Origin of the sequence: Pseudidiomarina aestuarii, assembly GCF_048263735.1 — a bacterium.
In the GTDB taxonomy this organism is placed as follows: Bacteria; Pseudomonadota; Gammaproteobacteria; order Enterobacterales; family Alteromonadaceae; genus Pseudidiomarina; species Pseudidiomarina aestuarii_B.
The window spans coordinates 319,546-338,115 of record NZ_JBLXDX010000001.1 but is presented as its reverse complement, the minus strand read 5'-3'; the positions used below and the strand labels follow the sequence as shown (position 1 = coordinate 338,115).

At 51.2% G+C, this 18,570-nt stretch carries 18 protein-coding genes; 10 read left to right on the top strand and 8 right to left on the bottom strand.

Features of this window, described 5'->3' with window-relative positions:
- Positions 1 to 74: 74 nt before the first annotated feature.
- From ACN0S4_RS01535 to ACN0S4_RS01520, 4 genes are read left to right on the top strand one after another with little or no spacing between them, the layout of a single operon-like run.
- Positions 75 to 485, top strand: a complete 411-nt coding sequence (locus ACN0S4_RS01535; RefSeq protein WP_417655983.1) for an MAPEG family protein — start codon at positions 75 to 77, stop codon at positions 483 to 485.
- Positions 482 to 1,318, top strand: coding sequence for an alpha/beta fold hydrolase (locus ACN0S4_RS01530; protein WP_417655982.1), 837 nt, complete (start codon positions 482 to 484; stop codon positions 1,316 to 1,318). Before ACN0S4_RS01535 ends, ACN0S4_RS01530 begins: the two co-directional genes overlap by 4 nt.
- A gap of 3 nt (positions 1,319 to 1,321) precedes the next feature.
- A complete protein-coding gene (locus tag ACN0S4_RS01525; RefSeq protein WP_417655981.1) occupies positions 1,322 to 2,506 on the top strand; it encodes an aminotransferase class V-fold PLP-dependent enzyme in 1,185 nt (394 codons plus the stop codon).
- A 30-nt stretch (positions 2,507 to 2,536) separates the two neighbouring features.
- Complete coding sequence (locus ACN0S4_RS01520; protein WP_417655980.1) at positions 2,537 to 3,919, top strand: MATE family efflux transporter; 1,383 nt, start codon at positions 2,537 to 2,539, stop codon at positions 3,917 to 3,919.
- Here the strand turns inward: ACN0S4_RS01520 and hisIE are convergent.
- The 8 genes from hisIE to hisG are packed head-to-tail and all read right to left on the bottom strand — an operon-like array spanning position 3,916 to position 11,061.
- Positions 3,916 to 4,536: a bifunctional phosphoribosyl-AMP cyclohydrolase/phosphoribosyl-ATP diphosphatase HisIE gene (gene hisIE / locus ACN0S4_RS01515; protein ID WP_417655979.1), complete on the bottom strand. Its 621-nt coding sequence runs from the start codon at positions 4,534 to 4,536 to the stop codon at positions 3,916 to 3,918. The two genes, ACN0S4_RS01520 and hisIE, sit on opposite strands and share 4 nt — an antisense overlap.
- Before the next feature lie 11 nt (positions 4,537 to 4,547).
- On the bottom strand, positions 4,548 to 5,339 hold the full coding sequence (gene hisF / locus ACN0S4_RS01510; RefSeq protein WP_417655978.1) for an imidazole glycerol phosphate synthase subunit HisF: 792 nt from the start codon (positions 5,337 to 5,339) through the stop codon (positions 4,548 to 4,550).
- Positions 5,309 to 6,058, bottom strand: coding sequence for a 1-(5-phosphoribosyl)-5-[(5-phosphoribosylamino)methylideneamino]imidazole-4-carboxamide isomerase (gene hisA, locus ACN0S4_RS01505; RefSeq protein ID WP_417655977.1), 750 nt, complete (start codon positions 6,056 to 6,058; stop codon positions 5,309 to 5,311). The genes hisF and hisA overlap by 31 nt, the downstream gene beginning before the upstream one ends.
- 3 nt (positions 6,059 to 6,061) lie before the next feature.
- On the bottom strand, positions 6,062 to 6,682 hold the full coding sequence (gene hisH / locus ACN0S4_RS01500) for an imidazole glycerol phosphate synthase subunit HisH (RefSeq protein WP_417655976.1): 621 nt from the start codon (positions 6,680 to 6,682) through the stop codon (positions 6,062 to 6,064).
- On the bottom strand, positions 6,679 to 7,755 hold the full coding sequence (gene hisB / locus ACN0S4_RS01495; RefSeq protein ID WP_417655975.1) for a bifunctional histidinol-phosphatase/imidazoleglycerol-phosphate dehydratase HisB: 1,077 nt from the start codon (positions 7,753 to 7,755) through the stop codon (positions 6,679 to 6,681). Before hisB ends, hisH begins: the two co-directional genes overlap by 4 nt.
- Positions 7,752 to 8,819: a histidinol-phosphate transaminase gene (gene hisC / locus ACN0S4_RS01490; RefSeq protein WP_417655974.1), complete on the bottom strand. Its 1,068-nt coding sequence runs from the start codon at positions 8,817 to 8,819 to the stop codon at positions 7,752 to 7,754. The genes hisB and hisC overlap by 4 nt, the downstream gene beginning before the upstream one ends.
- Positions 8,816 to 10,126 (bottom strand): histidinol dehydrogenase, encoded by a 1,311-nt coding sequence (gene hisD / locus ACN0S4_RS01485; protein ID WP_417655973.1) that lies wholly within the window; start codon positions 10,124 to 10,126, stop codon positions 8,816 to 8,818. Before hisD ends, hisC begins: the two co-directional genes overlap by 4 nt.
- A 26-nt stretch (positions 10,127 to 10,152) precedes the next feature.
- On the bottom strand, positions 10,153 to 11,061 hold the full coding sequence (gene hisG / locus ACN0S4_RS01480; RefSeq protein WP_417655972.1) for an ATP phosphoribosyltransferase: 909 nt from the start codon (positions 11,059 to 11,061) through the stop codon (positions 10,153 to 10,155).
- A 398-nt stretch (positions 11,062 to 11,459) separates the two neighbouring features.
- Between hisG and ACN0S4_RS01475 the strand changes: the two genes are divergently transcribed.
- From ACN0S4_RS01475 to rnd, 6 genes are all read left to right on the top strand, one after another.
- Complete coding sequence (locus ACN0S4_RS01475; protein ID WP_417655971.1) at positions 11,460 to 13,394, top strand: ATP-dependent DNA helicase; 1,935 nt, start codon at positions 11,460 to 11,462, stop codon at positions 13,392 to 13,394.
- Positions 13,387 to 14,076 (top strand): tRNA (adenosine(37)-N6)-threonylcarbamoyltransferase complex dimerization subunit type 1 TsaB, encoded by a 690-nt coding sequence (gene tsaB, locus ACN0S4_RS01470; protein WP_417655970.1) that lies wholly within the window; start codon positions 13,387 to 13,389, stop codon positions 14,074 to 14,076. Before ACN0S4_RS01475 ends, tsaB begins: the two co-directional genes overlap by 8 nt.
- 115 nt (positions 14,077 to 14,191) lie before the next feature.
- Positions 14,192 to 14,767, top strand: coding sequence for a Slp family lipoprotein (locus ACN0S4_RS01465; protein WP_417655969.1), 576 nt, complete (start codon positions 14,192 to 14,194; stop codon positions 14,765 to 14,767).
- Entirely contained in the window at positions 14,652 to 15,677 is a 1,026-nt protein-coding gene (locus ACN0S4_RS01460) for an alpha/beta fold hydrolase (RefSeq protein ID WP_417656546.1), read from the top strand. The genes ACN0S4_RS01465 and ACN0S4_RS01460 overlap by 116 nt, the downstream gene beginning before the upstream one ends.
- Before the next feature lie 68 nt (positions 15,678 to 15,745).
- Positions 15,746 to 17,425 (top strand): long-chain-fatty-acid--CoA ligase FadD, encoded by a 1,680-nt coding sequence (gene fadD / locus ACN0S4_RS01455; RefSeq protein WP_417655968.1) that lies wholly within the window; start codon positions 15,746 to 15,748, stop codon positions 17,423 to 17,425.
- Positions 17,426 to 18,568 carry a ribonuclease D gene (gene rnd / locus ACN0S4_RS01450; protein WP_417655967.1) on the top strand — a complete coding sequence of 381 codons (1,143 nt, stop codon included), beginning with the start codon at positions 17,426 to 17,428 and terminating at the stop codon, positions 18,566 to 18,568. It begins immediately after the preceding gene.
- Positions 18,569 to 18,570 lie beyond the last annotated feature (2 nt).

Here is an 18,570-nt window from a genome sequence, read left to right as displayed (position 1 = left end):
GACAAAGCCCACCTTGGTGTGGGCTTTTTTGTGAGTGTTTATCGAGTCAGACCAATAATAATAAGGATCGAATCATGGAATTTAGTTTTCATAACACCATGTTGTATGCGGGTTTACTGACCCTACTTTATTTTGTGCTCTCCGTTCGTATTATTCGGCTCCGTTGGCGTGACAAAGTCGGGATTGGCACCGGTGAATCAAAAGATCTCAAAGCTGCGGTCCGAATTCATGGGAATTTTTCTGAATATGTGCCGCTGAGCCTGCTGTTGTTGTTTTTGATTGAAGCGAGTGGTGGGCCGACTGAATTGGTGCATGTTTTAGGTGCGGCGCTCTTTATCGCGCGCATTGCGCATGCTATTGGCTTAACCAAAACCGCTGGCACATCAGCTCCGCGAGCTATTGGTGTATTGCTGACCTTTGTGGTGTTGCTCACGCAAGCCGGGTACATGGTTGGCTTTGCTGTTGGACGGTTAATCGGCGCATGATGGAAGTTCAACCGGGTCTCTATCGCACGGGTACGGCGGGGCAAAGCCCCGTCGTGTTGCTGCACAGTTCACAGAGTAATGGTGGGCAATGGCGAGCCTTGCTCAATGCCTTAGCGCCTCATTTTGATTGTCTCGTTGTCGACCTGTTGGGTTATGGCAAGGCGCCAGCGGTGACGACAGCTGATCCGCAGGATTTTCGATTTCGTGATGAGCTGCCGCGCATTATGGATGCGATTCAGACATTGAACTGGCAGCAGCCGGTGACGCTTATTGGCCATTCCTATGGCGGCGCATTGGCGTTGAAGCTTGCGGTCGAGAAATCTATCGATGTACGCAGTTTGGTTGTCTTTGAACCGGTCGCGTTTCACTTGTTGGAAGCCAATGAAGCCGCGCGGCTCGAAATTGAATCCATCTCTGGCCAAATGATGAACAATGACGCCAAAGCCGCAACTGCAGCTTTTGTGGACTATTGGAATCAACCGGGCTATTTCGCAGCATTACCTGACAAAATACAGAAAGCGATGACGCTGCAAGCCAGCAAAGTACAGTGTGATTTTGCGGCACTTATGGGGGAGGAGTACGATCTTCGCGATTGTGCCTCGATACAACAACCCACGTTACTTTTGCAGGGCCAGTATACGCAAAGCAGTGCACGGACTGTTGCGCACAAATTGGAAGTTGCTTTGCCTGCTGTGATTAGTCGAACCTTACCGTGTGGACACATGGGGCCGATTACGCACGCCGAAGCTGTCAATGTTGAAATCTTGGAGTTCTTAGCAGCTATTTATGGGCTAGAGGTGCAACCGCAGCCAGCCACGGATGTTCGAGGTTAGGTCATGTATCAGCCTTCGAGTGATGATTTTCCGTGGCTTGCTGAAGAGCCCGATTATGCCTACCTCGACACGGCAGCGACTTGCTTAGTCCCAACCTGTGTTCGTCATGCTGTTGATCGTTACTTGTTGGATACGCATGCCAATGCGCATCGTGGTTCTTATGCACGCAGTCGCGCGGCAACGGAGAAGCTCGAGCAGGGACGACAAACGCTAGCAAGGTGGTTTCAGGTACAACCGGAACAACTGGCATTCGCTGCTTCGACTACGCAGGCATTGAATGATTTGGCGCAAGCATTGCCAATAGATTGGCAGGCTGGTGACGAAATTCTTCTGTCCATTGCTGAGCATCATGCCAACTTATTGCCGTGGCAGCGACTCGCCCAGCGGTTTGATCTTAAATTGCGGTTTATAGAGCTTACTCCAGAAGGGGATTTGGCGGCACCGGAGTTGCTGTTGAATGAGCGAACGCGAGTTGTTGCTGTCAGCGCTGCCAGCAATGTAACCGGTGCTATCTATGAACTCGGCGGACTGTTGAGTGCTGCACGTCAGCGTGGTGTTGTGTCGATAGTCGACGCAGCCCAATTAGCACCACATCAGCCGCGTCAACTTGGTTTGTTGGATGCGGATGCGGTGGTCTGTAGTGCGCATAAATTCTACGGGGTAACGGGCCTTGGCCTATTACTTTTAGCGCCACAATTTGCAGAACAATTAGAGCCATTTCGAGTCGGTGGTGGCATCGTCACTAGGGTTACGCGTGAGCAGGCGGACTACCTGAGTGATGTGCATCGCTTTGAGGCGGGAACCCCGAATACACTCGCTGTGGTTGCTGCCGCAACAGCAACCGAGTGGCTGGATCGGCACGTTGACTTATCTCATTATTTAGAGACACAGCGAACCGAACTAAATCATTCATTAGCACAACGAGAGTGGTTACGAGTACTCCCGGCAGGACCAACGCAAACACCTACGCTCAGTTTTGCTAGTTCCTCGGTGCATGCGCAAGATATAGCGGCTTATTTAGATAGTCAACGCATCGAAGTGCGATCAGGTCACCATTGCGCACAGCCGCTACTGCAGTATTTGGGGTATTCAGGAGTAGTCCGAATTGCTCTTGGCGCGTATACTACGCCGCGACATCTTGAACGCCTTGTCTCAGCCTTAGACGAGGCTTACGAATTATTTTCCTAACACTGAACAAGTGTATCGATTGGAAACAACATGGAAACGAAAAGCGCATGGTGGCCTGAGTCCATCAAGCTCGCCAAACTAACCGTACCTATATTGATTGCGCAGGTCACCCAAGTGTTGATGAGCGTGGTCGATACGGTGATGGCTGGTCGTGTCAGCCCGACCGATCTTGCTGCAGTTTCCGTTGGTAGTAGTATTTGGTTTCCGTCGATTCTATTAATTTTTGGTTTAGCGCTGGCTTTGGCGCCGATCATTTCTCACTTTCACGGCGCTGGTAAAGTGACCCAAGTGGCGAATATGGTTCACCAAGGCTTTTATGCGGCTATTGCCGGCGCCGTGCTGAGTTTATTGGTGATTGCGAGTGCGCCGTTAATATTGAATCAAATGGACGTCGCGGACGATTTTCGCCGTATTACGTTGGACTACCTCGGCTATATTGCTTGGGGTGTTCCAGCTATCGTGATCTATATGGTGTTGCGCAACTTCTGCGAAGGCTTGTCGAATACCATTCCATCATTGGTTATCGGGGTCATTGGCTTACTCGTTAACATTCCCGCGAACTATTTGTTTATATACGGTTACGGCGATTTGATTCCGGCTATGGGTGGTGCAGGCTGTGGTGTCGCAACGGCTATCGTGTTGTGGGTCATGGCTCTCGGCATGGTGGTGTATGTGGCTGTCGCCAAACGCTACCAAGAAATCCATTTGTTTGGCCGTTGGTTTGCACCGAATTGGGACGATATTTGGTATGTCGTTCGTTTAGGCTTCCCAATTGCCACGTCGATGTTTTTTGAAGTCAGTCTGTTTGCGGCGGCAGCGCTCATTATCGCCCCATTAGGCGCAACTGTGGTGGCGAGCCACCAAATTGCACTGAATATCTCATCATTGGTGTATATGGTGCCCATGAGCATCGCGATGGCAGTGACGTTGCGTGTTGGCTTTGCTTTGGGTGCTGGAAACCCGCGCAATGCAATGCTCAGCCATAAACTGGCGAACGTGTATGGGATGTCCATTGCTGTCGTGAATGCGACTATTTTATGGTTAGCTGGAGGGTGGTTAGCAAGCCTCTACACTGCCGATGCAGCAGTCATTGAATTGGCTGCTACTTTAATGGGCCTAGCTGCTTTGTTCTCCATTTCGGATTCGTTCCAAGCGATTGCTATGGGAACCTTGCGTGGCTATAAAGACACTCGCATTGTGATGCTCATTACGTTTGTTTCCTATTGGCCGTTTGGGTTGACCATAGGTTACTTGCTGTCGCGTACGGACACCATTGTTCCAGCCATGGGCGCTGCGGGCATGTGGATTGGTTTTATCACGGGATTAACTGGGGCGGCGGTATTGCTGACGTGGCGGTTAATTCGAGTAAGTCGACGCTACGAGCGTGAGCTGGCAGCGCCGATTCGAGATTAAGATTGGCGTTGTCTAAGTACCTCGAGTACTTGGTTCAGTGACAAATCACGACTCTCCAAAACCACCAACAAATGATAGAGCAGGTCAGCGGACTCATTCAGGAGTTCGCGGTCATCTCCCGCACAAGCTGCAAGTGCAACTTCAACACCTTCCTCACCGACTTTTTGTGCTGCGCGCTTGGTGCCCTCGGCAAACAAACGTGCCGTATAGCTCGACTCTGGCGTGGCCGACTTACGACTCGCTATCGTGTCATTCAACTGTTGTAACAGTGGCACTGCAGTTGCTGTGCTACTGGAGAAGCACGAACGGGTACCTAAATGACAGGTGGGGCCTTGCGGCAAAGCCAACGCTAATAAACTGTCGGCATCACAGTCGGTATGTAAACTTACTAATTGCAACACGTGGCCAGACGCCTCACCTTTCGTCCACAGCCGTTCTTTGCTGCGGCTATAAAAAGTGACTTGGGCAGTCTCGAGCGTTTTGTCGACGGCAGCAGCATTCATAAATCCTTGCATCAACACTTCACCGCTTAATGCATGCTGTACGATAGCAGGAATCAAGCCATCGCTGGCTTTACTGAAATCGAGCTGTGACCGCGTGGTTGAATTAATTTCCATGACTAAATTCCTTATTGAGTCGCTGCGGTAAAAGGCCGGATAGCGACGCCTTGCTTAGCAAGATAAGCCTTGAGTTCACCAATGTCGATGACACGTTTGTGAAAGACGGACGCTGCGAGAGCGCCATCCACGTTGGCCGTGGTAAAGACGTCGGCAAAGTGTTCCATGGCACCGGCGCCACCAGAGGCAATCAGTGGTACCGGGCAGTGGGCACGCAATGCTGTCAATTGCTCCAGATCATAGCCTTGGCGCACACCATCTTGATTCATGCAGTTTAAAACAATTTCACCCGCGCCGCGCGCGACCACTTCGTTCAGCCAGTCGCGCGTCTGCCAACGCGTTTTCTGCGTTCGAGTCTCATCGCCAGTAAACTGATAAACCTCGTACCGATTCTGTTCTTGGTTATAAAAACTATCGATACCGATGACGATACATTGTTGTCCGAATTCATCCACTAAGGTGTTGATCAAATCGGGGTCACGCAGCGCAGGTGAATTGATGGAAATCTTATCCGCTCCCATCGCGAGAATTTCTTGTGCTTGGGCAATAGTGCGGATGCCGCCAGCAACGGTAAAGGGAATATCGATGACACGGGCAATACGCTCGACCCATGATTTATCGACCACCCGATCATCTGAAGATGCGGTGATGTCGTAAAACACGAGCTCATCGGCTCCCTCAGCAGCATAACGTTGTGCCAGTGGCTCAATAGCCCCGATGACTTCATGATTACGAAATTGCACACCTTTGACGACTTCACCATTGCGAACGTCTAAACAGGGGATGATGCGTTTGGCCAACATGCGAGCGCCTCCTCTAGTGTGAATTGCCCAGTCAGTAACGATTTACCAAGAATAGCGCTATCGCAGTGTGCGGCTTGCAGTTGTTCTAAATCAGCTAAGGTTGCAATACCGCCTGACGCTTGTAATTCAATAGTCGGATAGTCACGTTTTAACGCAGCATAGAGTTCGGTGTTGGCACCTGATAGCATCCCATCCCGGCTAATGTCTGTGCATAGCACATGCTTTAAACCAGAGGCGAGGAAGCGTTGAATAATACTGTCTAAAGTCGTTGTCGATGTTTGCTGCCAACCGTGGGTTGCAACGCGGGCGATACCTTCAGCATCAATGTGCACGTCCAAGGCTAAGACAATGGCTTCAGCGCCAAACTGTTGGAACCAAGACTCGACCAGCTCAGGTTCGCGCACCGCGAGTGAGCCGATGACCACCCGAGTCACGCCACTTTGCAAGAGTGCTTCGACATCGGTCACGGAGCGAATGCCGCCACCCACTTGAACATTCATCGTGGTAGCTGCAGTCAAGCGCTGCAACAACGTGAGCTGACGTTGTTGTGGGTCTTTGGCACCATCCAGATCCACTAAATGCAGCCATTCAGCGCCTGCTTCTTGGTATTTCTGTACCAACGGCAATGGGTCAGATGCGTAGGTGGTTTGACGATTAAAATCGCCTTGTTGCAGGCGCACAACTTGGCCTGCAATGAGATCGAGAGCGGGTATTAACATGCTTTAATCACCGTCGGTTAATGCCAAAAAATTCTGAAGTATCTGCGCGCCAACTGTGCCGGAGCGCTCGGGATGAAATTGCGCACCAAAGAAATTCTTGGAGCGAATCATCGCGGCGAAAGGTTGTCCGTTTTCAGCTTTGCTGTATGTGCATTGCGCGCTGGTGTACTGATCGACAGCCACGGCAAAACTATGCACAAAATAGCAGTAAGCAGGACTCTCGACACCGCGCAACAAGGGATTACTAGCACTCGGGTCGGTAATCGTATTCCAACCCATATGTGGTAATGGCAGACCATCAGCAATCATGCGCTCGGTACGTGCAGGAACAACGCCTAAACAATCGACGTTCCCTTCGGCTGAATAGTCGGTGAGCAGTTGCATGCCCAAGCAAATACCAAGCACCGGTTGTTCAAGTTGTTGAATGACTTCGACCAAGCCAAGCTGCTGTAAATTACGCATAGCCGCTGCCGCTGTGCCGACGCCAGGTAATACCACCCGCTCAGCAGCACGGATAACTGCAGGCGATGCAGAAACCACGGGCTCAACGCCTAAACGCTCAAATGCAAAGCGGACCGAACTTAAGTTGGCACAACTCGTATCGATAATGACTAACGAGGTCATGCCAGCATCCCTTTACTCGACGGCAGAGCGCCATCGGCGGTGCGCGCGATAGCCTGTCGAAGTGCACGTCCGAACACCTTGAAGAGACTCTCCACCTGATGGTGGCTATTGCCCTCTGTCGTCGACAAGTGCAACGAAACCGCCATTGCGTCGCTGAGCGAGCGGAAGAAATGTCCGACCATCTCGGTCGACAGTTCACCCACTTTGTCGCGGCTAAAATCGGCTTGTAGTTGTAAGTAGGGGCGACCCGACAAATCCAACAAGCATTCTGCGCGACACTCGTCCATCGGCAGGGCAAAGCCAAATCGACCAATACCACGTTTGTCACCCAAGGCTTGACGCAACGCTGCACCAAGCGCCAAAGCTGTATCTTCGACCGTGTGGTGCTCATCTATGTGCAGGTCGCCTTGCACTTCAACGCTCAACGCAAAGCCAGCGTGCGTCGCAATTTGCTCCAACATGTGGTCAAAAAAGCCAATGCCGGTGGCAAATTTCAGCGGTTGCTGAGCATCCAAATCAAGTTGAATGCGAATGTCGGTTTCGCGGGTTTTGCGATGTACGGTGGCCGTGCGTGGGCGATCCAATAATTGATGCTGGATAGCACGCCAGTTCATATCATTTGGGCTGTACTTGATGCCTTGGATACCCATATTTTCAGCCAGTTGGATATCCGTGTCACGGTCGCCGATAACATACGAATCGGTAAAGTCTACGCGACCTTGCTGCAAGTAATCTTTGACTAGCCCTAGAGCTGGTTTACGGCACGAGCAGCCGGCATCAGGGAAATGCGGACAGATCAAGATATCGGCAAAGCGAATACCTTGTGACGCAAAGATTTCTAGCATGAGCTCGTGCGGTGCATCAAAGTCAGCTTGTGGAAAACTGTCAGTGCCTAAACCGTCTTGATTCGTTACCATCACAAGTTGGTAACCAGCGCGCTGAAATGCGAGCAGAGCAGGAATGACATCAGGCTCAAATTTCAGTTTTTGAATGCTATCCAATTGTTTGTCGACCGGCGGCTCTTCAACCAGAGTGCCGTCGCGATCAATAAATAAAATACGTTGTGCGGTCATTGTAGGAGTACCTGCTCTAATTGTTGCAATTCTTGGGCGCTGCCGATGCTAATGCGGACGCAGTTGTCGAGGCCCCGTTGGCTCGACTGATTGCGAATCAATACACCTTGTGCGCTGCACTGTGCCACAAGTGCGGCAGCATCGTCGACTTGAATCAATACGAAATTGGTCGCAGACGGGTAGAGTCGTTTGACCCACGGCGCCGCTTCTAGTTTTTGCAGCCACTGTTCGCGTAGCGCTTGTGTTTCCGTCACCGCTCGCTGCATAGCACCGATGGCTGCCGGAGCCAAAGCGCGCTGCGCGTAGCTAAGACTTGATGCTGGCATTGGATAAGGCGCAATCACCTTACGCAAGCAGTCGATGACAGCAGGCGCTGCGAGCGCAAATCCGCACCGAATGGCCGCCATACCAAAGGCTTTTGATAAGGTTCGTGTCACCACCAATTGTGGGTACTGCGTCAGCCAAGTGGCCACGCTCGGTTGGTCGGTAAACTCAATGTAGGCTTCATCGACAATCACAAAAGCTTGTTCGCCAACGCTTTCTAATAAGTTTCGTAAGTCGCCAAGCGCCAAGTTATTCCCTAATGGGTTGGATGGGCTGCAGACAAAAATCAATTTCACGCCATCTAACTGTGCGACCATGGCTGAGAGATCCAGCTGTAGTCCCAATTCTGGCGTATCAATGAGTGGGACTTCACGCACCAAAGCACCATGGGTTTGAGCGCTGATCGCATACATACCGTATGTGGGTGGGCAAATCATGATGGCGTCTTGGCCAGGCTCGCAGAAAGCGCGAATCATCAACTCAATGATTTCATCACTGCCGCGCGCACTCAGAATCGAGTCCGCCTGAACGCCAGCATAGTCGGCATACGCTTGATTGACGGCGTCACTTTGGAACGCGGGATAGCGATTTAAGGCAGGCTCGTTGTCGTCGAGCGCTGGCGTAGTCGGTGCTTCGTTGGCATTCAACCATACGGAACCCCCACTCATACTGCGTCGGGCAGAGGTGTAGGGCACCAGGTTACGCAGGTGGGCGCGCTGTAAGCGCTCGACCATGCTCATGATGCACTTCCTTGCGAGTCGTCAAGACGAATCGACACAGCACGTGCGTGTGCGCGCAAGCCTTCGGTCTCAGCTAGTTGAATAATTGCCGAACTCAGACCACGTAAGCCTTCACGAGTGGCCTCTTGGACCGTATAACGACGATAGAAATCGAGCAAACCAAGGCTACTGTAATTCCGCGCAAAGCCATAGGTTGGTAACACGTGGTTGGTTCCTGTCGCATAGTCACCGCCGGACTCAGGGGTGTAGTGACCCACAAAAATTGAGCCTGCGTGTGTGAGTTGCGGGAGCAACGTCTCGGTATCATCGACTTGAATCGATAAATGCTCAGGCGCATAACGCTGACTGATCTCGACGGCTGTTGCCAGCGAGTCAACTTGAATGAGGGCGCTACTTGCCAGCGCCTGTTCAGCAATAGCCGCACGCGGTAATGATGCGAGTTGTGATTGCAGAGCGTCTGCAGTAGCAGCTATAAGCTGAGCCGACGGTGACACTAAGATGACTTGCGAATCCGGGCCGTGCTCCGCTTGCGATAGCAAATCAGCAGCAACATAATCAGGATTAGCCGTGTCATCGGCAATGACCATGAGCTCGGATGGACCGGCAGGCATATCAATGGCACAACCTTGCGGATCTTGCGAAACCCATTGCTTAGCTTGCGTGACATAACTGTTGCCGGGCCCGAAAATTTTTACTACGGGAGCAATCGATTCGGTTCCGTACGCCAATGCAGCAACGGCTTGCGCACCGCCACAGCGATACACTTCGGTGATACCGCACTTCTGAGCGACATACATCAGCGCAGGAGACAAGCTGCCATCGGCAGCCGGCGGGCTGACTAAGACTCGCCGTTGGCAACCCGCGAGTTGGGCTGGTATACCTAGCATCAATGCTGTTGATGGTAGCACCGCAGTACCACCCGGAATGTATAGGCCAACTGCACTTAAGCCATGGTAGCGCTGACTACAGACCACGCCGGGAGCGGTTTCGACCGTAACGGGTTGCGGTTGCTGAGCTTGGTGAAACGCATAAATCGTGTCGTAGGCTGTATCAATAGCTGCCTGCGTTGCTGCATCTAATTTCGCCGCCTGAGCCGCAATCTCGGCTGCTGGGTACGCAAGTTGCTCCAGTTCTGGGGCATCAAAACGGCGGGTATAGTTCAATACCGCCGCATCACCGTCGCGTTGCACGGCTGCAATAATATCGGCGACCTGCTGGCGCAATACTTCGGGCTGCGCTTGGGCCGGCCGCGCTAGCAATTGTTCACGGTGGGCATCACTCAATGATGCCCAATTGATTGCTTGCATCTGATTTTGCTCGTTCGTCGTCATGGTTAACCCAACATTTTCTCAATCGGTAATACGAGGATGGAACTACAGCCGATGGCTTTGAGTTCTTCCATTGTTTCCCAAAATAACTTCTCGGTACTGACTACGTGCACTGCAACTTGCTCATCACTGTGTTGCAACGGCAGTACTGTTGGACGCTCAGCGCCAGGCAGCAGTGCGACTACTTCCTCTAATCGTGCCTTGGGTGCGTGGAGCATGATGTATTTGCTTTCACGAGCCATTTGCACACCGTCGAGACGGGGCAGTAATTGATCGACAATGGCTTGCTTCGCTGCAGTGAGCGGCTCTGGGCGTTGAATGAGCTGCGCGGTGGAACGGAAAATGACTTCCTTTTCGACTAAACCATTGGCTTCGAGCGTGGCACCAGTAGAGACGAGGTCACAGATAGCATCGGCCAAACCAGCACGCGGAGCGACTTCTACACTGCCGGTTAGAATGGCTGTACTGGCCTTAATCCCCTGTTGTTGGAGGTAGTTTTGCAGCAAGAACGGATAGGTCGTAGCAATTCGTTTGCCCTCAAGGTCAGCCAATCCTCGATAGCTATCTTCTTTTGGTACGGCAATAGATAGTCGGCATTGGCCAAAATCTAGTGATCGAAGAATATTCATTTTTGCGGGCAACTGAGTTGCTTGGCGTTCGAGTCGTGCTTCCTCAAGAACGTTCTCGCCGACGAGACCCAAATCAACAACACCGTCCATGACTAGGCCTGGAATATCATCGTCACGCACCCGCAATAAATCAACGGGTTGATTGCTGCTGTGCGCGAGCAAACGCGCTTCATGCAGACTGAATTTAAAGCCACATGCTTCCAATAGGGCAATAGATTCTTTACTCAAACGGCCAGATTTCTGGATGGCGATAGTAAGGCGTTGTGAATTCTTGTCGACGACCATGTGGAACTCCATGTTTAAACAACTCTAATACGAAAAAACCCCCGTAAAGGATGCCTTTCGGGGGTTCTTGTCTCGAAGGCAACCGTAATAGCTACGATTAGCCTGAGCACAGCGCTTGGCTAATCGGGGTGTCGATGATGATGGTGGTGCCAAATTATAGTTGCTGTGCGCATAAATCTCTCTCTACTCGCGTAAATCGTGAAAAGTGAATAGGTAAAAGAAAACAATAGATAAGATTGTATAGAAAAATGCGGGGTGATTCAACGATGTGGCGTCCTGAAATGTTGGTTTCAGTGGGTTTCTTGTCTGTAAGTTGTATAAACGCGAGAATATGAGAAAAAACGGCTTCCGATAAAAGTTAGCTGCTTGCCAACTTCGGGTTGTGCTAGCATATCGGCATGATCGCTGTAGCCCAACATTTTAGCCCTCAAAGCTCTCTCGCCAAGACCGTCACTGGTTTTGTTCCGCGTGCTGCGCAGACCGAAATGGCAACCGCCGTGGCGCAAGTGATGCGCACTAAAGAGTCGCTAGTAGTAGAGGCTGAAACGGGAACCGGTAAAACTTATGCGTATTTGGTGCCATTATTGACGGCAACTGGGAAAGCGATCATCTCAACGGGTACCAAAGCATTACAAGAACAGCTCTATTTTCGCGACCTACCTCTATTGCGCGATGCAATTGCACCCGGTAAACAGGTTGCCTTGTTGAAAGGTCGGAGTAATTATCTCTGTCTCCACCGAATGCAGCAAGCGAGCGCACAAAGCGGCGAATTTTCGAAGGTGGTGCAATCCCAACTAGTTACCGTTCGGCAGTGGGCACAGCGCACAGAAGACGGTGATTTAGGGTTGTTAAATGTGCTTCCGGAAGATGCAGAAGTGCTCCCTCAGGTTACCAGTACGGTTGATAACTGTTTGGGTCGAGACTGTCCCGATTACGAAGAATGCTACCTCGTTAAGGCACGCAAGCGCGCGCTCGACGCCGATTTAGTCGTAGTGAATCATCACCTGTTCTTTGCCGATATGGCGTTAAAAGACGTAGGGTTTGGTGAACTCATTCCGGCGGTCGATACGGTCGTCTTCGATGAAGCCCATCAGTTACCCGACATTGCCAGTCAGTATTTTGGCGAAGCGGTGTCCAGTCGCCAATTGCAGGAACTCGCGCAAGATTTAAAGGTTATCTATCTAACCGAACTCAAAGACTTAAAACAACTCGATAGAATAGCGGACAAGCTACTCATGACCTTGCGTGAGTGGCGACTGATGTTTCCGGTGGAGCCACAGCGTGGTAATTGGCGTGATTGGCAACGTCGAGCTGGCGTGAAAGAGGCGGCAGCCGATGTCGCTGAGCAGCTGCAACTGGTGATTGATGTCACAAAGAATGCCTTGGGACGTTCGAAAGACTTGGATCAAGCTTATGAGCGCGCGACTTTAGCAGCGCACAAATGGGAACAGCTGCAAGCTACAGAACGAACCGGTTATAGCTTTTGGTATGAGACCACGCCGCGACAAATTACCCTGCACCAAACGCCGCTTAGTGTTGCAGACAAGTTTGGTGCCTACATCGACGCTGCCGACATGGCATGGGTATTCACGTCAGCGACATTGGCCGTCGGCCAAGATTTTAGTCACTTTACCGAACAACTGGGGTTAAGCAGTGCTCAGACACTGTGTTTGTCGAGTCCGTTTCAGTTTTCCAAACAGGCACTGCTGTGTTTACCGCGGTATCTACCACAGCCTCAAGCACCGGAGTTTTTCGCGAAGGTGTTGGAAATCGTTGAACAGGTATTAAGCGTCAATCAAACCGGTGGTACCTTTTTGCTCTTTACCAGTCATCGGATGTTACAACGCGTTGGTGCGGCGCTCGCCGAAAAAACCGACCGTCCTTTGTTAGTGCAGGGCAGTACCAGCAAACGCGAGCTACTAGCGCAATTTGTGGCGGCTGGAAATGGCATTTTATTGGGGACATCGTCTTTTTGGGAAGGTGTCGATGTTCGTGGCGATGCATTACGTTGTGTGGTGATCGATAAGCTCCCGTTTGCATCACCTGATGATCCGCTTTTGCAAGCGCGTGTCGAAGATGCGCGTTTGCGTGGGCTGGATGCGTTTAGTCAGGTACAATTACCACAAGCCATCATCGCATTGAAACAGGGTGCAGGACGGTTGATCCGCGATCAGGATGATCGAGGGGTACTCATTATTTGTGATCAACGGTTGGTGAGCAAACCCTACGGCGGAACCTTTTTGGCGAGTTTGCCTGCGATGCGGCGAACCCGAGATTTGCAAGAAGCATTAAAGTTTTTAGCGGAGTTGGAGGCGGCAAAGTCGCATGAGTAATGTTGTATTAGCATTGGACACCTGTACGGAACTCTGTTCGGTCGCGCTGCAGGCGGGTGATCGGTTAGTCACTCGAGAAACCTTAGCACCGCGTGAGCACTCGCAAAAAGTTCTGGGCTTTATTGATGAAGTCCTTGCGGAAATGGACATCGCATTCGATGCCATCGAACGCTTAGTGGTTGGTCATGGGCCAGGAAGTTTTACCGGTGTTCGGATTGGCGTTTCTATAGGGCAAGGGTTGGCATTTAGTCACACTTTGCCGGTTACACCCATCTGTACTTTAGAGGCTCTTGCGGAACAAGCGTGGCGCCGTTATCAGGCAACCGATGTGATTGCGGCTATTGATGCCAGAATGAACGAGGTCTATATCGCTCGCTATCAACGTCGCGATGATACTTGGATTGAAATACAAGCCCCGCAAATGGCTGCTCTAGAGCAACTGAATGAAGAGCGGTGGCTGGCTGATGGGCAGCCGGTGGGCGTTGGTACGGGTTGGCAGGCCTATGGGCCGCAACTCGATGCAGAACAACGCGTATCGATTTTACCTGATGTCTGGCTACCCGAAGCTCGAGACATGCTGAGCTTGGCGCTGCACCCGCAAGCAAAATCGATCCAAGCCGCTGAACTTGAGCCTCTGTATGTGCGTAATGAAGTAACCTGGAAAAAGTTGCCCGGTCGATAGTGGTTGCAGGTTAAAACGGCGTAAATGCACTGGAACTTTTAGTCAGTCAGGCTTATCAAAGTAAAGGTAGCTTGCCTATTTAAGTCAGGTTGTGACGCAGCCTAAGGAGTTCGGAATGAAAATTTGGTTAGTCAGTATCGCAGCACTGTTCTTAGCAGCATGCTCTGCGGTTCCAGATGAACTGGCGGTCACGAATGAGCAGAACCTCGTGAATTACGAGACCGCATTAACAAGCCCGGAGCAAGTGCAGGGTCAGCAAGCACGGTGGGGTGGCACTATTGCCGAAGTTCGCAATAGTGATGATGGAACGATTATCGAAGTCGTGAATTTCGATTTACAAAATTGGGCTCGGCCAGTTGCGAGCGATGAAAGCCAAGGTCGCTTTCGTGCGATTTTGCCTGAGTTCGTTGATCCAGTCGTCTACGAGGAAGGGCGGTTGGTGACTTTTGTCGGTACCGTTGGAGAACCCATCGAAGGAAAAATTGATGAGTTCCGGTATCTATTCCCGACATTAAACGTGACCGCAAAATTTCTGTGGAAGGACGAACCACGAACTTCCAATGTACAAATTGATTATGGTTCGTTATGGTATCGCCATCATTATTTCGCGCCACCGTACCGTATCTATTACCCGGTACCTGTGCGCACAACCCCAACAGGGGATTCGGGTCAATCAGGAAATGATCAATAACGAATTCGCATCACCTTTATTCCCACAGGCTCGGCTCCATGCCGAGCCTGTTTCGTTTCAGCTCGACTGGGGCACACTTCGTGGCCTGAGGTGGGGCGCTGCCGATAAGCCAGTTATTTTAGCCGGGCATGGCTGGTTGGATAATGCCCATAGTTTTTTACCTTGTGCTGAAGTGTTTCTGCAATCGCCGCTCGCGCACACGCATCAACTCATTGCCATCGATTGGGCAGGGCATGGCCTGTCTGATCACCGCCCGGCCGGTAACTATTATTCGTTTATCGACTATGTTTATGATTGTTGGCAACTCATCGAACAAGAACACTGGCAATCGGTGGTGTTGCTGGCGCATTCCATGGGCGCCTTCATTGCTAACATGTTGGCCGGAATTGCTCCAGATAAAGTCAAAGCGGTGCTCGCGATTGAGGCTTTCGGACTGTTAGCGACACCGACAGGTGAAACGGCTGCCAACTTGCGCAGCGGTTTTCAAAGTCGTTGGGCGATGCAGAACAAACGTCGGAATCATTATCCTTCGTTTGCTGCAGGTGTAGCCGCACGCGCCCAAGCCGGTGACTTCTCTCTCGACTACGCGCACTTGTTGGTGGAGCGAGGTATCGAGCAAGTGGGACCGGAAGACTTTTGTTTTCGTGCCGATGGGCGACTACGAATGGCGTCGCCAGTGCGACTGACGGCAGAACAGATTAGTGACGTGCTGCGCCACATTCAGTGCCCATTTACCTTGCTGTATGGGACCGAAGGGCATGAGCGGGTGCATGAAGCATTGCAGTTGTGGCGGCCAGCAGTGCCGCAGTTGCAGGTGCATGCGTTGAGTGGCGGTCACCATGTCCATATGGAGCAACCGAACGCGGTCATTGCCCAATTGATGACGATGATCGACGGTCTCAATGACTAGGCAACACTGGTCGGATATGCCATTATTGCGACCAGATACAGATTCTCAGACGCAGGAGCATGACACGCGTGGACAAGATTTGGTTAAAACGTTACCCAGCGGGCGTTCCCGACACCATTGATCCGGAGCATTTCAATTCATTGGTCGATATCTTCGAGCAAAGCATCGAAGCGTATGGCGACAAGGTCGCTTACGTCAATATGGACCACGAACTGACTTTCAATGACTTAGACAAATACTCCAAGCAGTTTGCTGCCTACTTGCAGGCACAGGGCCTGAAGAAGGGCGATGCCGTGGCCATTATGATGCCGAACTTGCTGCAATACCCAATTGCATTGTTTGGCGCGTTGCGTGCTGGCATGGTAGTCGTTAACGTTAACCCTCTGTACACCCCACGCGAACTGAAGCATCAACTGAGTGATGCCAATGCGAAAGCGTTGGTCATTCTAGAAAACTTTGCGGCGACGTTTGAGAAAGTGAAAGCGGATGTCCAAGTGGAGCACGTCCTGTTGACCCGCATCGGTGACATGTTGCCAACCCCGAAGCGCTGGATTGTGAATTTTGTTGTGAAGTTCGTGAAGCGCATGGTGCCTAGTTATAACCTGACCGGTACCACTGACTTTCTAACCGTGTTAGCAAAAGGGCAAAAAGCATCCTACGAGCGGCCGGTAATGAGCGGAGATGACCTGGCATTTTTGCAGTACACCGGCGGTACTACGGGCTTAGCCAAAGGGGCGATGTTGTCGCACCGCAATATGGTTGCGAATCTTGAGCAAGTATCTGCTGTGGTGGCGCCGCTTGTTGTCGACGGTGAAGAGACCATTATTACCGCGCTGCCGCTGTATCATATCTTCGCATTAACGGCGAACTGCCTGACGTTCATGAAGCACGGTGGACGCAATATTTTAATCACCAATCCACGTGATATGGCCGCTTTTGTCAAAGAGTTGGGTAAATATCCCTTCTCAATGATTTCTGGCGTGAATACGCTGTTTAATGGGCTTTTGCACACCGATGGTTTTAAAGACTTAGATTTCTCATCGTTAAAAATCGCGTTAGGCGGTGGTATGGCGGTGCAACGTTCGGTTGCTGAACATTGGGAACGCGTCACCAAGTCACGCTTATTGGAAGGCTATGGCCTGACCGAGTGTTCGCCGGTGGTTACGACCAACCCGACAGATATTGAGCACTACAACGGCACTATCGGTATTCCGTTGCCATCAACAGACGTTCGCGTGGTTGATGTGGATAGTGGCGAAGAGGTTGCGCAAGGTGAATCAGGTGAAATTCAGGTCCGCGGACCTCAAGTCATGGTGGGCTACCTCAATCGCCCTGATGAAACTGAAAAAGTTATGAAAGACGGATGGTTCTGCACCGGTGATATTGGAGTGATGGACGAAGACGGCTTCTTCAAGATTGTCGACCGTAAGAAAGATATGATTTTAGTGTCGGGCTTTAATGTTTATCCAAACGAAATTGAAGATGTCATTGCGGGTCATCCGAAGGTGCTAGAAGTGGCTGCGGTAGGTGTTCCGCATGACTCTTCGGGCGAGGCGGTGAAAGTGTTTGTCGTTCGCAAGGACAAATCGTTGAGCGAACGCGAACTGATGGACTATGCGCGTGAGAATTTAACCGGTTATAAAGTACCGAAATTCGTTGAATTCCGCCAAGAACTGCCGAAAACCAACGTCGGTAAAATTTTACGTCGTGAGCTTCGTGACGAAGAAGAGAAGAAGTCGAAAGCGTAGATGTCGACATACCAATTGGTTACAGAAACCGCCGAGCTGGTTGAATTTTGCAAACATGCTCGGCAATTTTCCTCGATTGTCCTCGATACTGAATTTGTGCGAGTTCGCACGTACTACGCCCGCTTGGGACTGATTCAGGTGCGCGCTGGTGAACAAACCGTCTTGATTGATCCGGTTGGAGCGATTGATTTAAGTTCGCTGTGGGAATTGCTGCATGCTGAAGACCTAGAAGTGGTGATCCACGCCGGCGGTGAAGACTTTGAAATTCTCGCTCAGGCGATGGGACAACCGTTACGCAACGTGTTTGATACGCAAATTGCGGCAGCCTTTGCCGGGCTGGGTGATGCGCTCGGCTATGCCGCGTTGGTCGAACAATTGACTGGTGTGGTGTTGGACAAGTCACAATCGCGCACCGATTGGTTGCAGCGACCGCTAGCGCCAGAGCAACTGGATTACGCTGCTGCTGATGTAGACTATTTGCAAGAGGTCTATCCCGCTTTACTCAGTCGATTGAGTGAGAGTCCTCTGAAACTCGATTTAACGGTCGCTGAGAGCGCCTTTCAAGTAGAAAAGCGCACCCAACAATGGCCCGCTGATTTACTCTATTTGCAGTTTGGCAATGCCTGGCAATGTACACCGAAACAATTGGCAGTGCTGCGCGAAGTTTTGCAATGGCGTTTAGAGCGCGCTCGTGAGGCGGATATTCCGCTGAGCTTTGTCGCGAAAGATCACACCGTACTGGAGCTGGCGCGTCAGCATCCCGTCAAAGCAGACGGTTTATATAGCATTACCGATTTGTCGCCGGTAACCCGCCGTTACGCAGGCAAAGAATTAGTAATGGCAATCCAACGCGGCCTCGAAGTGCCGCTAGCGGAACAACCGGAACGTTTGAGTAAACTTACGGATATGCCAGGCTATAAACCGGCATTTAATGCATTGAAGAAAGCGGTTGACGCATACGCGAAAGAGTTGGATGTGACGCCTTCATTAATTGGTTCGCGGCGACAGCTGAACGATGTCATTCATTGGTTTTGGCAAATTCCTGCCGCCTATCGATCGCGTTTGCCAGTACCAGACTTGTTAGTCAGCTGGCGGGGCGCTAAGCTCAAAGCAACCATCGAGTCGTTATTAAACAGAGATTAGCA